At 38.8% G+C, this 16984-nt stretch carries 8 protein-coding genes; 5 read left to right on the top strand and 3 right to left on the bottom strand.

The genetic code is table 11. From position 1 onward, the window contains the following. The first annotated feature begins 98 nt into the window (after positions 1–98). From ACIR310F_RS0100930 to ACIR310F_RS0100920, 3 genes are all read left to right on the top strand, one after another. Positions 99–365: a ribbon-helix-helix domain-containing protein gene (locus tag ACIR310F_RS0100930; RefSeq protein WP_028082199.1), complete on the top strand. Its 267-nt coding sequence runs from the start codon at positions 99–101 to the stop codon at positions 363–365. Next, positions 362–784 (top strand): type II toxin-antitoxin system VapC family toxin, encoded by a 423-nt coding sequence (locus tag ACIR310F_RS0100925; RefSeq protein ID WP_028082198.1) that lies wholly within the window; start codon positions 362–364, stop codon positions 782–784. Before ACIR310F_RS0100930 ends, ACIR310F_RS0100925 begins: the two co-directional genes overlap by 4 nt. A 1143-nt stretch (positions 785–1927) precedes the next feature. Continuing rightward, on the top strand, positions 1928–4609 hold the full coding sequence (locus ACIR310F_RS0100920; RefSeq protein WP_028082197.1) for a DEAD/DEAH box helicase: 2682 nt from the start codon (positions 1928–1930) through the stop codon (positions 4607–4609). Positions 4610–5047: 438 nt separating this feature from the next. Here ACIR310F_RS0100920 and ACIR310F_RS0100915 read toward each other — a convergent pair whose 3' ends face one another. From ACIR310F_RS0100915 to ACIR310F_RS0100905, 3 genes are all read right to left on the bottom strand, one after another. After that, entirely contained in the window at positions 5048–6046 is a 999-nt protein-coding gene (locus ACIR310F_RS0100915) for a tRNA-dihydrouridine synthase family protein (protein ID WP_028082196.1), read from the bottom strand. Positions 6047–6182: 136 nt separating this feature from the next. Then, positions 6183–8036, bottom strand: a complete 1854-nt coding sequence (locus ACIR310F_RS0100910; RefSeq protein ID WP_028082195.1) for a tetratricopeptide repeat protein — start codon at positions 8034–8036, stop codon at positions 6183–6185. A gap of 135 nt (positions 8037–8171) precedes the next feature. Further along, positions 8172–9110, bottom strand: coding sequence for a serine hydrolase (locus ACIR310F_RS0100905; protein ID WP_028082194.1), 939 nt, complete (start codon positions 9108–9110; stop codon positions 8172–8174). A 792-nt stretch (positions 9111–9902) separates the two neighbouring features. Here ACIR310F_RS0100905 and ACIR310F_RS25060 point away from each other — a divergent pair. Both ACIR310F_RS25060 and ACIR310F_RS21125 read left to right on the top strand, forming a co-directional pair. Beyond that, positions 9903–10088, top strand: coding sequence for a hypothetical protein (locus tag ACIR310F_RS25060; RefSeq protein ID WP_155963558.1), 186 nt, complete (start codon positions 9903–9905; stop codon positions 10086–10088). A 217-nt stretch (positions 10089–10305) separates the two neighbouring features. Then, positions 10306–16984 (top strand): pre-peptidase C-terminal domain-containing protein (locus tag ACIR310F_RS21125; protein ID WP_035367395.1); only part of this gene is annotated, 6679 nt, incomplete at its 3' end.

The following is a 16984-nucleotide window of genomic DNA, read 5'->3' as shown; positions in this document are numbered from 1 at the left end:
TATGATAGAGGGCAGCTATTTTTTGAAATTTATTTGATTAGATGCTAACGTAAATTTATAGATAGTTAGCCGTTAATTTTGCCAGTAGAGGTAATTTTATGCAATTGGAAATCCAACTTGATGATGACTGTGTTGAAAAACTTGCGTATATTCAGCAACAAACGAATCAAGATTTTAGTGAAGCTATTAAACAAGCTATTGAAAAATACTATAACCAAGTTCAGACTAATAACAAAACTCCATTAGCAATATTTAAAGAACTTGGTTTAGTCGGATGTTTTAATGGTGATTCTGATCTATCTGTTACTTATAAAACAAAAATGGCTAACTATCTTCAGGATAAACAAGAAAAAGAGCGATTATGATTATTGTTGATACTGGTGCTTTTTTAGCTTTGTTTAACCAAAGAGATACTTATCATTTTCAAGCACAAATTGCGTTTAATAGTATTTCAGAACCACTGATTTCAACTTATCCAGTAGTTACTGAAACTTGTTATATGTTAACACAATTTGCTAGTGATACAGCCTCATTCAATTTTTTGAAAAGTTTTTGTTTGGGTGCTTTTGAGATTTTTGATCTCGAAAAGTATCATGTTGAAAGGATGATTCAATTAATGGAAAATTACGCAAATTTACCAATGGATTTAGCTGATGCTTCTCTAGTTGTACTTGCTGAACATCTAGAAAATGGGCGTATTCTTACTGTTGATAGAAGAGATTTTAATATTTACCGATGGCATAAAACTAATTCATTTGAAAATTTGTTCTTTTCACAATCATAAAAAACGAAAAGAGAAAATTTCTAAATTTATTAGCAACTATAGATATCAATTATTAATCTTTAAAATCCAAAATATTTACCAATAATTCCGCTATTTCTAATAAATTAACAGTAGTGAATCTTGGTGATGTATGTTAAATAACTAAAATAATTATAATCGTGATTGTATTTTTTATTTCAGCAAAGTCAAATATTATTTATTTTCTCAATATTCTTGACAAATATCTCAATTTATCTGCATAAAATTCAACTGGCTTTGCGAAGGAATTATCGAAAACCGCTGGAGGTAAATATTATCACCTACCAAAAGCCACCGATAAAGCGATCGCTGCCATGACTAGAGGTGCTATAGCTGACATGAAGGCAAAGTAAATTAACGTAAATAACCCCCTGAGAGCTTTGTGATATCACAGTTCTTTGTAGTCAGGGCTTTAGCCCTAATCAGGGGGTTTTCATTCTCGAAAATTTAGCAGAAGCAAGAGCAAAACTTTTACTTTTATCCCATATTCCTTACTTACAGCAATTTCAATGTACTTAGGGCTTGCTGAAAAAGTTATCTGTGAAAGCAGGGAACAGGGAACAGGGAACAGGGAACGGTTTTAACTGCTAGATATCCTCAATTTTCCAAATCCGACAAAGAAAAATGCACCTATTTTGAGACACCATTAGCCAAAACCTGGCACTTTTTTGCGGTAAAAATCCGCGAAACCCTTATTAATAAATAGTTTTAGCTTTATATGGCTAACGCCACGCTACGCTATCAGCCAGCCCTACTCATACCACACTTTTGTTTTGATATTTCTTTCTTCCTTTGCGACTCTGCGCCTTTGCGTGAGACCATAAAATATGGTTTATTTACCTAAAAATCACCGTAATTTTGCAATATGCGAATATTTCCTTAATTTAATTTCTTATCGTTTTTAACAAAACATATTTTATTGAATATTTTCAGTTTAAATACTTAATTGTTTAACCATTATTTAAGAATAATTCTGGAAAAGGCTTATACTAGATGATCAAGTGCGGAATGTCGGTTTTCAAACATCCCCTCAGCCATACCTCCACAACTCGGCTTTTCTGACTAACATAGCCAACCACTAATCGCGTTATGATAATAGATAGTCTGCTTGTAAATTATGATTGAGTGAATTATTCTGCCCCTGCTAATGACATTGACCTCAAGTCAATCTTCCCCTTTGAATTAGATCAATTTCAGAAGGAAGCGATTTCTTCCCTAAATGCTGACCGTTCAGTAGTGGTCTGTGCGCCCACAGGTTCGGGAAAGACCTTAATTGGGGAATACGCTATCTATCGTGCCTTATCTCGCGGGAAAAGGGTATTTTACACCACTCCCCTCAAGGCGTTATCTAATCAAAAACTGCGGGACTTCCGCGAAAAATTTGGCTCTGATCAAGTTGGACTCCTGACAGGAGACGCTTCTATTCATCGAGACGCGCCAATTTTAGTGATGACTACGGAAATTTTCCGTAATATGCTCTATGGCACGCCCATAGGTCAAATTGGCATCTCCTTAACAGATGTTGAGGCTGTAGTGCTAGATGAGTGCCACTACATGAACGATCGCCAACGGGGTACAGTATGGGAAGAATCCATTATTTACTGTCCTCGCTCTATCCAACTTGTAGCGCTTTCTGCTACCGTTGCCAACAGTGATCAACTCACCAGTTGGTTAAATCATGTTCATGGTCCAACAGACCTAATTTACTCTGATTTTCGCCCCGTTCCCCTAGAATTTAACTTCTGTAATCCCAAGGGCTTATTTCCGTTATTAAATGAAACTAATACCAAAATTAACCCCCGCTTGGTAAAAAAAGCTAAAAAGGGATATTGGGAAAAAGGTAAAGCTGGAAGACCAGAACCACCGGGGATTATTTATACCCTCAACCAACTACAAGAACGGGATATGTTACCGGCAATTTACTTTATTTTCAGTCGTCGAGGCTGTGATAAAGCGGTTGAAGAAGTTGGTGATTTATGGTTAGTCAATAATAATGAGTCTCAAATTTTACGTCAACAAATTGATGAGTTTTTACGTAGAAACCCTGATGCAGCCAGGGTTGGACAAGTTGCCCCATTATACCGAGGAATTGCCGCTCATCATGCGGGCATTTTACCAGCTTGGAAGGTATTAGTCGAAGAACTGTTTCAACAGGGATTAATTAAAGTGGTATTCGCTACGGAAACCTTAGCTGCGGGAATTAATATGCCTGCAAGAACTACAGTAATTTCTACTTTGTCTAAGCGGACTGATAACGGACACCGCTTACTTAATGCTTCGGAATTTTTGCAAATGGCAGGCCGCGCCGGTCGTCGAGGCATGGATTTACAGGGTTATGTAGTGACATTACAAACTCCCTTTGAAGGAGCTAAGGAAGCGTCTTATTTAGCTACATCTAAAGCAGACCCCCTTGTGAGTCAGTTTACACCCAGCTATGGCATGGTGTTAAACCTCTTACAAACTCATACCATAGAAAAAGCCAGAGAACTGATAGAACGCAGTTTTGGACAATATATGTCTAATTTGCATCTACAACCAGATTTTGAAGAATTAGGGCAATTTAAGGACGAATTAGCCCAAATTCAACGACAACTGGCAGCTATTGATGAAAATGAATTAATGATGTATGAAAAATTGCGTCAAAGATTGAAAGTAGAACGGCAAATTTTCAAAACCTTGCAAGAACAAGCACAGGAGGACAGAAAAGCCCAATTGGCAATGATGCTAGATTTTGCCATATCTGGGACTATGTTGAGTCTTCAAGACAGAAGTTCCATGTCACCTTTACCGATAACAGTAGTATTAATTGATAAGGGTGTAAATATCAGTGAAATCTCTTACTTTGTCTGTTTGGGACAAAATAATCGTTGGTATGTAGCAACTTCAGCAGATATATTAGATATGTATGCAGAACTGCCACGAGTAGAAGTACCAGATAATATTATCCCACCTTCGGAATTGAGCTTAAAAAGAGGACATTCTATACGTGGTGATGAAAGCACAATTACTATTGCTCAAAGCATACCTAACCCCGAAGAATTTAATCATCTACCAACAGAAGTAAGAGAACAACTTAGCCGCTTAACCGCTGTTCAAGAACAGCTAGAAAATCATCCCATCTATAAATCAGGAAATATTGCCAAAATATTTAAAAATAGGGCGCGTTGTGTCGAATTAGAGGCAGAAATTGAACATTTAGAAGAGCAAATATCATTACAATCCCAAAGATACTGGGAGGAATTTCTTTGTTTAATTGAAATTTTGCAGTCATTTGAATGTTTAAATAATTTAATACCGACAAAATTAGGAGAGATTGCGGCGGCCATTCGTGGCGAAAATGAGTTATGGTTAGGTTTAGTCTTAGCCAGCGGAGAATTAGACAATATTGGTCCCCATAACTTAGCAGCAGTAGTAGCGGCTTTAGTGACTGAAAGCCCGCGTCCAGATACTAAAGTTGACTTTAGTCTATCCACGGAAGCGGATACAGCCTGGTTAGCATTGCAACCTATTCGCCGTTCTGTGTTAAAAGTCCAGTATCGTCATGGCGTGGCCTTACCAGTGGGCTTGGAAACTCGCTTTATTAGCTTGATTTCTCTTGTGGAACAGTGGGCGCTGGGGGTAGAGTGGAAGGTATTATGTGAGAAAACCACTTTAGACGAAGGAGACGTAGTGCGAATTTTACGTCGAACGCTGGATTTATTATCCCAGATTCCTCATGTACCTAATTTACCAGATGTATTGCGGCGTAATGCTCAAAGGGCTATACAGTTAATTGATAGATTCCCTGTGAATGAAGTAATGGAGTAAATCAGACCATACTTAAATTAAACCATAATTAAACCATTGTGGGACAGGCATCTTGCCTGTCCGGGCTGTTCAAGAATACACAATATAAAGTAGATTTAATCTTAGTTAAATAGGCATAATCCCTAAATAGGGCTTGCTGAATAAGTTGTCTGTCAGGGCAGGGAATAGGGAACAGGGAATATAGGGAATAAATTGGTTTGTACTTGATTAGATTGGGAAAGGCTATATTTTACTACTTATTATTAATGACAATTGTATTAGAATTAAATACGTATAAGCACATAAGTAGACACCCCAGAAAATTTTCTCAGCCCATATACTTAGTTACCTTTAATCGGGAAAATTCAAGATCTCCAACTTTGCGACTTTGCGACTTGGCGCGAAACATAATTTATCCCACCATGAGAAAATACCTCCTCATTTAAATAGTAACTAAAATTACCCACTTAATGATGGGATTAAAGCCAAATTTTTCGTTTCAGCCAGGAGAAAGCGATCGCAGATAGTAAGTAATTCTACCTCAGTTTGTGCTTCTCGCATCATGCTGAGGAAACAACCATCAGTATCAACACTTAAAGCAATGTAGTTAAGAAACATTTTTAGGTAGCCGACCCGCGCTCGTTCTGGCATAGTTGACGCTGTGGGAGTTTGCCACAAACGGTCTATATAATTACGTACTTTCACCAAAGACACAGGTATAATAGGTTGTCCTGCTAAAGCCTGACGAATTTGATCAAACAGCCAGGGGTTCCCGATAGCCCAACGTCCCACCATGACACCTGCTGCACCAGTTTGAGAAAGCACTTCCATAGCAGTCGTAGCTGAATTAATGTTACCATTAGCCAGCACTGGACAATCAACCCGTTTGACAGCTTCGGCAATTAAATCATATTTTACTACCCCGTGGTACATATCTTTGACTGTGCGACCGTGTAGACTCAATAAATCAATGTTTTGACGGGCAATTATATCGAGTATTTTATAAAAGTTATCTGTATTTTCAAAGCCTACGCGCATTTTAACGGTTAAAGGGCGGTCATTCACAACACACCGCAGTTCTGCTAAAATCCGCTCTATTTTTTCTGGTTCTCGTAGTAATCCACCTCCTACGTTTTTACGATAGATTCTGGGTGCTGGACAGCCCATATTTAAGTCTATTCCCGCAGTATTATATTTACAGAGTTCTTTTGCTGTTCTTGCTAAGTCGGGAACACTTTCCCCAATCATTTGTGCAAAAACTGGGCGACCTGTATCATTTTCCGTAATTGCTGCCAAAATTTTAGGGTTCAGCCGTGAGGTATCATTTACGCGAAAATACTCGGTAAAATAGTAATCAGGACTACCGTAATGGGCGACGACTTTCATAAACCAGAGATTTGTCACGTCTTGCATTGGCGCAAGAGCAGTGAGTGGTATTCCTTTTTGAATTAGAGACATAGAGATAAGTAGCTTTTAATCAGGCATAACTGGAGTCATGAATTGTTTATGAGGGAATCATTTCCACTTTTCTAGGTATATAGGATGACTCTTTGATTTTTTATCATTTAGATACACATTTCAATTACATATCTTCTTAATATTTTACCAGCAATGGGAGAATATAATCATAGCCGTCAATACCAATAATGGCGATCATTTTTTGGCGATTTTGTTGTAGCAGTAATTGGAATTTATCTATCCCAATTTGTCCTCTAATAATATTTAGTAAACTAGCTGGTTTTTGCCATTCTTGAGATGCAATTTGCTCTAAAAGATACATTCCTAAACTACCATTGTAAACTGCTTTTTCATAATTAGCAAGATGATAATTAGCCTCGGCTAAATATGCTAAATTTCTGCCTTGTAAATACAAATCACCGGCAATTTGAGCAGTTTTCAAGGCATTTTCTAAATATTTAATTGCTGTTGGGTATTGTGCGGTAATTAAATAAGCAATACCTAAACTACTAAAACATAAAGCTTGACTTTGTAAATCACCTAATTTTTCGGACAGTTTTAACCCTTGTCCTAAATAGTTAATTGCAGTTTCATAAACTTCTGGTTCACTAATTTCTGTTTCTTTGGCTTGCATGACTTCGCTATAACCTAAGTTGACTAAAGCGTTAGCTTCCCCGGTTTTGTCTCCTGTTTGTCTGCTATAAATTAATGCCCGTTGACTATAATTAATGGCTTCGCTATAATTTTGTTGTTGCACATAGGTGCGACTGAGGTGATTAAGATTAGCAATTTCACAGGTTTTATCACCCGCATTTCTAGCTATTTCTAAAGCTTGTTGATGAAAATTGAGAGAACGATCATATCTGCCTAAAGCGCGTTGGGAATAACCCAATAAGGTCAAAATCCGAGCTTTTTCTTGAGTACCTGCGGCCGAACGCAAGGGAGCATCTAAATAATCTAAAGCATCACGTAAATAACTACCAGAAAATGAGGCAAAAATCCCTCCATATAGGGGAAAATAAGGGCATTGGGCAAAATTTCGCAAAATTTGTAGCATGATTTGAGAAGCAGCATTACTATATTTTACTGCTTGATTTTCAAAACCATTTGCTAATTGACTCCAAATTACTGCAAAGGTTAAAAATGTGGAAATAGATAATTTTGGTCCGGCTTGAATATCATAGGCTTGTTGATAGCGAAGCGCTCCGTAGGAATCAAACCAAGTAATTAAACCTCTTTGTAAAAACTGTAAAACTATTGTTAATTCTACCCAATTACTTAAACTAATTCCCTGTTGTTTTTGGGCAAATTCTAGCGCTGATTGTTCTACTGCTAAAGTCCGAAAAAATACTTGGGGAATTTCGCTATTGACTACTTTAGCCCAACTAGCCCAAGGACTATTTTCTCCGGGTAAACCCCCAAATCCTAAAGTATTCTGTTGTTCATACATCCAATTCAGTAAATTTGCTTGTATTCTTTGCCAAGAGGCTATACCATGAGTAATACCTTCAGCAATTTGCCCAAAATCTTCATTAGCAGTTGCAAACTGTTGTAAAGACTTGGCTAACTGTTGCAGTTGGGATAAATTTAATGGATACTTTTGATTAGGATCAATGGCTCGTAATAAAGCTGTTAATCTCTCATCTGCGGTGGCTGTGGTAATTTCCCGCATAGATAAGGATATCGCTTCAGTGGCTTTATTTTGTTCTTGCCACCGTTGCCATTGAGTTTGAATCGTTTTAGCAGCGCGTAAACTTCGGGTAGCCTTGGCTTTTTTCAGTTCATCCGTTTCCGAATCTACTTGAGATTGTATAATACTGAGGCGATCGCTCAAAACTAACTCAAATACTTCCCCAGTTCCAGAAGTAATACCCTTGAGTAACATTTGATAAACCTGCTCTACAGAGCTAATCTTACCCTTGAGAGTGGTTTGGATAATGTCATCAATTAAAGTCAGATATTGATCACGTAATGGTAGAGAATTTGACACTTTAGCTAATTGTAGCTGTAGCAGCTTTAAGTATGGGGAATTAGGAGCAACTAAAAATCATTCAGGAATCATTATAGCATTTCCTAATCCACCAATGAAAAAATTTATCTGTGTTGTTCTAGAGTTAATTCCTGGTTATAATTTACTAACTGCTTCCGCAATTTTCCCAGAAACAAAAGGCAAGATTTCCCGACTTTTTCCTTGTTCCTTCCCTTCCGTAAATACCACTAACAGATAAGGACGTTGATTTGGTAATTCAATATAAGCCGCATCGTGACGCACAGTGCTTGTCCAACCTGCTTTTGACCAGATTTGACCATTTTCCGGTAATCCACCGCCTAAGAAGCCTGTAACCTGATCTTCTTCAACATTTTGGGGTAATTCATCAGCATGAAGACTGCGTTTAAGTAACTTCATCATCCCTTGCGATCGCCCACTAGACACTGCCACCCCACCCACGATACTATGTAATAATCTAGCAGTGGCATCCGTTGTTAGCATATTGCGGTTTTCAAACATTTCCCCATAAAACGCCCTTTCCCGTCCATAGGGACCATCACCCCAGGTTTTTTGACAGACATTAATTGCATTTATTTCCTCCCAACCCAAGGACTGATAATAGCGGTTAACAATCTGACGCTGATATTTCCAGGTTTCAAAAGGACCAGGGGTTAACACAGGACCGGAAGTAGTACCACTGAGAATATCAACAATTAAGCTAGTAGCATCATTACTAGAATCTACTATCATATCTGTCAAAGCTCGGTTCAGTTCGTCCGTTGTTTGACTCATGCCTTTTTCTAGCCATTCTTGCACCGCTACCAGGTAGAATAATTTTACCACACTAGCAGGATAAATACGTTCTCCTCCACGATAGCTAAATCCCCGGACTGGGTGTTCCCAGAAAGCATTGGGAGTCAGCGCACCACCTGTATTAACAGGTGCAGGAGGATCATATACAACCCAAGTCAGCGCAATTTGGTTAGGTGCTAAAGTCGAAAATTTTGCCCAAGTTGCTTCTAATATTTGATTACCGAGATTTTCTACTTGTTTGTCTTGATTAAAAAAAACCATTTGTCAATAATTTCCTGATATTTTACTAGTGTATAGGACTTACGCAAGTGTCGCAAAAAATTATCATATCATTTGTTTGTAGTCAGAGCTTTAGCCCTGATCTTATTTCCGTAATCTCTCAAATAGAGAAACTTTAGTTCTCACTACAATCTAGAATATTGTGCCTGCGTTAAATCCTGGTGTGATCTTGTCATTAGTCATTGATCATTGGTGATTAATCATTGAGAAATATCTCTCTTTTTTATTTTCCCTCTACTTTTCTTAAACTTAAATAAGTTTCAAAGTTTAGTAAAAGACGAGTTCTGAAAATATTAAATATCTCTACATTCTTTTCATCTAGATGTCTATTAGACATCTCCAAAATTAAACTTATAACCCTTGTAGAGACTTTCCATGAAAAGTCTCTACAATCTTTATTGGAGATGTCTATTCTGTAGTATTTTATTTTCTAAATAGTTGAAAAATAAAAATTAAACATTGTTATTTAACTAGATTTTTTATTAGGAAAAACTGGAATTTTGACGGTCATAATTTATCTTATAATGTCTTATAATGCTTAATTAATTTTTCAAACCTATATTTTTAATTCCTTGTTATTCATACTATTTTTTCAAGTACCGAATGTTGACTAGAATCATCTTTTAGTTTTCTGCTTAATCATATATGTGTAAAATGGGATATGATGTAAATAAATATTACAATATCTACCTGAATTATTTACTAATTTCCCCATAAGTTGCTATATAAAATAGTTAAAATTCAATTAAAAAAGAAATAAGAGGAGTTTAAATTATGTCCTCGACTAATATCAATAACCAGGAGAGTGAAAACTTAGTTAATCAGAAGGGTGAAAACTGTCACCAAAAACTAGTGTGGACTTGTGATCCAAATAGTTATCCTCGTTGTACTGCTCAATGGTTAATAGAGTGTGATCTAATGTGCCATTTGCCATTTTCAGAAAACAGCAAAGATGGGTAATATCTTCTGGTTTTCTCGTCAATAGGTTGTTTTTTATCCGTTTTCCCACTCTATACGATTGTGCCTAATATCTCCGGAAAATAGAATAGTTCAGAATTTTGGCAATAAAATTCTGATACAAAAATTAACACTTCTGTATATTTACGAAAATTAAATCAGCAGTTATTATCTAAACTAGAAACGTAAATACAATTACCTACTCAAAAATAACTGATTTATGAGCAATACTTTGTATAACTTCAGACTATTAGTCGATCAATTTGAGCCGAATAACACTCAAAGCGCCGCTGCTTCACTAGGCTCTGTAAGTCAATCTTGGAGTAATCTCACCATTAACAGTAGCACCGATGAAGATTGGTTTAAGATTACTTTGCTGGCCACCGGAACGAGCAGCAACTACGTCAAAATTAACTTTCCTGGCAGTTCAGGAGACATAGACCTAAAACTCTATCAAGCAGATGGAACTTACATTACCGGCTCAACAGGTACAGGTAATGAAGAGTTAATTTCTTTAGCTGGACTGGCTGCGGGTAATTACTTCGTTCAGGTTTATGGTTATAATGGCGCAACCAATACCTATAGTTTACAAACGAGTCTACCAACAGCAACAATTACAGGCGATCAATTTGAACCGAATAACACTCAACTAACCGCTAAAGACTTTGGTTTAATTAGCGGTATTCGTGAGTGGGAAAACCTTTCAATAACTTCTGGTGATCAAGACTGGTTTAAATTCCGGTTAGGGACTACAGGTAGTGAGGGAAATTTCCTGAAAATAGCTTTTACTCATAGCCTTGGTGATGTAGATGTCAAACTCTATAATGCCAGCAATGTTGAGGTAGCTAGTTCAACCGGGGTTGGAGATGAGGAAGAAATTAGTTTACAGGGACTTGCTGCTGGTGACTATTTTGTTCAGGTCTATGGTTACAATAATGCAACTAATCCCAACTATTCCTTAACTATCAATGCTCCTGGTGGGGATGCTTACGAAGTAAATAATAGCAATACTACAGCCACTAATTTAGGACAAATCACCGGGTTAAGGGTAATTGACAATCTTTCTATTCATACTTCCAGTGATCAAGATTGGTTTCAATTCACCATAGCTAATGCAGGAACGGAAAGTGATTATGTGCGGATTGAATTTACTCATTCTCTAGGGGATGTAGACCTCAAACTTTATGACCTCAATGGCAATGAAGTAGGTAGTTCGACAGGCATTAATAATGCTGAAGAAATCAGTCTCGATGGTTTGGCTGCTGGTACTTACAGGGTTAAAATCTATGGTTACAATAGTGCTGTTAATCCAGATTATACTTTAACTATCAATGCTCCTCCCGCCACAATTATTGATACCTTTGAGCCAAATAATACCCGTGCAACCGCTACGAACTTGAATGCGCTATTACAGGCTGGAGAACAGATATTAGCATTAGATAATCCCGCTCGTCCTTTATCTATTTATACAACTGGAGACGAAGACTGGTATAAATTCACGATTGCCGGTGCGGGAGATTATACTCACTATGCCAAAATTGAGTTTGAGCATAATCAGGGTGATATAGATTTTGAACTATATAACGCTACGGGAACTCAACTAGACTACTCTAATGGTGTCAGCAACAGCGAAGAAATTAGTCTTGATGGTTTAGTGGCTGGGGACTATTATCTGCGAGTTTTTGGCTATAACAATGCTACAAACCCGGAATACTCTCTTTTTGTTAACGCACCTTGGACTGCGTTAAACCCCTCTGGAGACAGTGCAGAATCTAATAATACCCAAGCACAAGCAACAGATTTAGGAACCCTAACCAGTGCTTTTAATCGTGGTAATCTCTCAATTCATACTACCAGTGATGTTGACTGGTTTAAATTTACTCTAGCAACCGCAGGTAACGAAACCAATTCTGTGGGCATTGACTTCACGCATATTCAAGGGGATCTGGATATTGGGCTGTATGATAGTAATGGCAATTTCCTCAATAGTTCTACAGGGGTAGATAATCAAGAAACAATTTCCCTGAAGGGACTAACTGCTGGCAGTTATTATCTGCAAGTGTATGGTTATAATGGCGCTGTTAATGCTGATTATAGTCTATTTATCAACCCACCTCAAGGGGTGACGGGAGATTGGGCAGAAACGAATAATACCGCTGCAACGGCCAAAGATTTGCGAACTATTAACGGTTTGTGGCTATCTTCTGATATTAATTCTCAACCTCTATCAATTACCACAGGTGATCAGGATTGGTTCAAGTTTACGATTACCCGTGCTGGTACGGCAGAAAATAATGTGGGAATTATTTTTAGTCATGACTTAGGGGATCTTGACTTGGAATTATATGACGCAACGGGAACAACCCGGTTGCGTAATTCTGACTCAGTTAACGATTATGAATTGGTTGAACTCAACGGTTTAGCGGTCGGGACATATTTGCTCAAGATATTTGGTTACAACGGTGCGACTAACCCAACATACAATTTAACAATCGCCGCACCTGATAGTAATGAACCAGCGGGTGATGCAACAGAAGCTAATAATACTCAAGCCACTGCTTATGATTTGCGGGAAATACAGGGACAATTCATTGCTGAAAATTACTCAATTCATGTAGCCGGAGATCAGGACTGGTTTAAGTTCACTACTATTGGTCAGGGTAAAGCTGGGGATGCAGTTACTGTTGAATTTGACAATAGTTTGGGTGATTTAAGTTTATTGGTTATTGGTGCCAATGGTCAACAATATACATCAAACTCTAATGCCAACCGTGAGCAAGTTTCCCTAGAAAACCTAGCCCAGGGAACTTACTATGTCAAGGTATTTGGGGCAACTAGTGCAACTGTTAATCCCAGTTATCGCTTAATTATTGATGCTCCAGAAACCGCCGTTGCTGATGTTATTGATACAAACACACCCAATAATACCCAAGCAACTGCTTATGATTTAAGGACCATTGATGGTATAGTTACTCAAGAGGATCTATCCATTCATACTAGTACAGATGTAGATTGGTTTAAGTTCAATTTAACAACTGCTCCTGTCCTGGGTCAATCGGTACGAATTAATTTTGAAAACGCTGTAGGCAATCTGGCCTTACAATTGATCGGTCCGAATGGTCAGCCTTATAATGCTAACACGAGTTGTAATTTTGAAGAAATTTCTTTAGCGGGTAAGGGAATAGGAACTTATTACGTTAAAGTGTCGGGAGTTGGTGGAGCAACCAATCCTAATTATAGTTTAGTGGTTGATGGTCCTGCTGCTTTACGAGCAGATGCTTTAGAGCCTAATGATTCCCCAGCAGCAGCATACAATTTACGGAATAGGGTAAGGAGAAATGCTGGTAATAACGGCGTTGTTAGTTCCAACTCCCCAAACGGCAATGTTTACACAGGTCGTGACAATCCTTATAGCAATGGTTATAATCCCGCTGTTGGAAGTAGTTCTCCTGTTCGAACTGTAACTAACAACCGGATCGATAACCCACTAGAAAATCTGTCTATTCACACATCTACTGATACAGACTGGTTTAAGTTTGAACTTAGCAGTAGCGGACAAGAGGATCAATTTGTTGCTATTAGCTTTGACAACAATCTAGGGGATTTACAATTAGAACTGTTTGAGGCTTTTGCGACTAATACCCCTGCTAGTCAATATCAAAGCTATTTAGTGAATAGTTCTAATAATAGTGGTGATAATGAGCAAATTAGTTTAGCAGGTTTAACAGCGGGCAGTTATTATGTTCGCATTAGTGGAGTCGATGGCGCCACTAATCCCCTTTATGCCCTCACACTGAATACTGCTACAATCAATCAAGGGGACTTTGCAGAAGCGAATAACACCAGTAGCACAGCTTACGATTTACGAACTGTGGATGGTACTCGTACTCTCAATAACTTGTCTATCCATACAGACACAGATCAGGATTGGTTTAAATTTACAACATTACGGACAGGACAAGCAGCCAACAAAGTTCGCATTGATTTTAGCCACGACCAGGGTGATATAGACCTGGTTCTGTACAATCAAAGCGGTCAAGAAATTGGCAAGTCTGATAGTACAGGAGACTTTGAAGAAATTAGTCTCAATGGTTTAGCTGCTGGAACCTACACAGTCAAGGTTTATGGTTACAATGGTGCGCTCAACCCCCAATACAATCTTTCTGTAATTGCCCCGGACACCTCCGTTGCTCCTGATAACCTCGAACCCAATAATAGTTTTGCCACGGCAACTAATTTAAACTTGGTAGATGGAGTTACTAATATTGCTGCTACCATCCATAGCAACGATGTAGATTATTTCAAATTTACCACAACGGCAATAGGCACAAACTCTAATTCCCTGAGTCTGCAATTTGAGAATAGCCTTGGTGACTTACAGCTAAAACTGTATCGAGAACAAAACGGTAGTCAAGTCCTGGTTAGCAGTTCTGTAGGGACTACCAATAATGAAAGCCTTTCCCTGAATGGACTAGCTGCGGGTACTTACTATGCCCATGTCTATGGTAATGGTACTGCCACCAATTCCTATCAACTGAATATTGATGCCCCAACCCAAGGCAACCAACCCAATAACCGCAATGATTGGACGGTAATGGCCTACATAACGGCAAGTAATCTAGACTACTTTGCCTTTCAAGATATTAACGAAATGGAGGTGGCTGCTTCTCGTTTACCTAGTACCGTTAATTTTGCGGCTCTTTGGGATCAAAGTTCTCAAAGAACAACTTATGCTACTGGTGGAAGTGCGGCTTGGGGTGATACGGGTCGGGCGATTATTCGACCGGATACTAACACAAATACGGTTGTTACTCCTTTTGAGCGCATTGGTGAACAAAATACGGGTAATCCAAATACTTTAGTCAATTTTGTACAATGGGCAACAACTAACGCTCCTGCTAATAATTACGCTTTGGTGATGTGGGACCATGGTGGTGGGGTCTATGGTTTTAACTATGATGACTCTGATGGTACGACTAGTGATAACCTGACTACTAATGAGTTAGCTACAGCTTTGAATACTCTCAAGTCAGCGGGTATTAATATTAGTGTGCTGGCTTTTGATGCTTGTTTGATGGCGATGGCGGAAGTTGGCTTCGCTTTGAAGGATTTCGCTAGGGTCTTTGTTGCTTCTGAGGAAGTTGTGGGTGGAGATGGCTATGATTACACTACTGCTTTTAATGCTTTATTGACTAATCCCAGTCAAGTCACTGCTCAATCTCTGGCTTCGGGACTGGTTACGAGTTTTCAAAATCAATATCAGGGAAGTGGAGGTGGATGGGATACGCTTTCAGCTACTGACACAACTCAATTTAATGCTTTCACAACGGCACTAAGGAACTTTACAACCAGTGTCAGCACTAGTGCCACAGCTAGTGATTGGACTAAGTTGCAAGCAGCCCGTAATTCTGCTCACGGGTTTGCTGATGAAGATTTCCGGGATTTAGGGCAGTATATGGGAGCGATCGCTAATAATAGTGGTATTACCCAAGTTATTCGCACTAATGCCCAACTGGTAATCACCGCATTGAATAATTTAGTGATTGCTGATACAACTGATCAGTTCAATACCCAAGGACTGTCAATTTATCTTCCTGCACCTGGCTCAAGCCTCGACAGTAGTTATCTAAACGGTTATCAGTCTTTCTTTACGGCTACTGGTTGGAAAGATTACCTCCAAAGCTTTACCACCCGGACTAGTGGCCGTAGTAGTTCTTCTCCAGACTGGTCTTTAGACTGGTCAGAGTCGAATGATTTAGCAGCCACCGCTTATAATTTACAGACCTTGATTGGTGACGGTAATACTTTTAATCGTTTGAATATTCATCAAGCTGCTGATCAAGACTGGTTCCGTTTTACTATTAACCAAACTGGAGCAACTGGCGATCGCGTTAAAGTCAACTATAGTACAATAAATGGACAAAGTCTATCTCTGTTACTCCGTTACACTAATGCCAATGGTCAACAACAGCAACTTACCTCTAATACCGGTTCGGGACAAGAAATTGTCTCTTTAACAGGGTTGGCTGCTGGAGAATACTTAATTAAAGTTACAGGCAATGGCACAACAGTTGTCCCTGATTACTCTTTGAGTATAGACGCACCGGGAACAGTTACTAATGGCAATGACTGGGTGGGGGCTAATAATCGCTCTGGTAAGTCGGAAGATTTGGGAGTGATTTTAAGTGATTTACAGGTCCCTGGACTGAGGATTGATGCCACAAACCCAGATTTCTTTAATTTTGCTAGTGCCAGAAGTCTCACTGCAAAACCTGGACAAGTTATTGTTAGCATTGCTGGTAGTTCAACTGTCACAGCCGAGCTTTTCCGGGTGGGAAATTCAACAGCAATCGCCTCTCAAAGTGGTACAGGTGAACTAAAAATCCAGTATTCTGCTGAAGAAGGGCAAAACTATCAGCTAAAAATCAGTCAACCAAGTGGTCAAGCAGCGGTTGGTTATTCGTTGTTCTTTGACCCATCTCTTGAGGGTACTGCCGGAAATGACACTCTATACGGTGCTACTGGAAATGATCTTCTGTATGGATATGCTGGAAATGATCAGATTTTCGGCTTGGCAGGTAATGATACCCTTGATGGTGGTGAAGGGAATGATACCCTTGACGGTGGTGCAGGTACAGATACCTTAATTGGTGGTTTAGGCAACGATATCTACATTGTTGATAGCACCACTGACACCATTACCGAAAGTGCTAACGCAGGTACAGATACCTTAATTGGTGGTTTAGGCAACGATATCTACATTGTTGATAGCACCACTGACACCATTACCGAAAGTGCTAACGCAGGTACAGATACCATTCAATCTAGTGTTACTTACACCATTGCTACCCTAACCAATGTTGAAAACCTGACTTTAACAGGAACAGCAGCAAACGGTA

The sequence above is a fragment of the Dolichospermum circinale AWQC310F genome (genome assembly GCF_000426925.1).
In the GTDB taxonomy this organism is placed as follows: Bacteria; Cyanobacteriota; Cyanobacteriia; order Cyanobacteriales; family Nostocaceae; genus Dolichospermum; species Dolichospermum circinale.
Note: the sequence above shows the minus strand (reverse complement) of the source record. Positions and strands in the feature narration are given on the sequence as shown.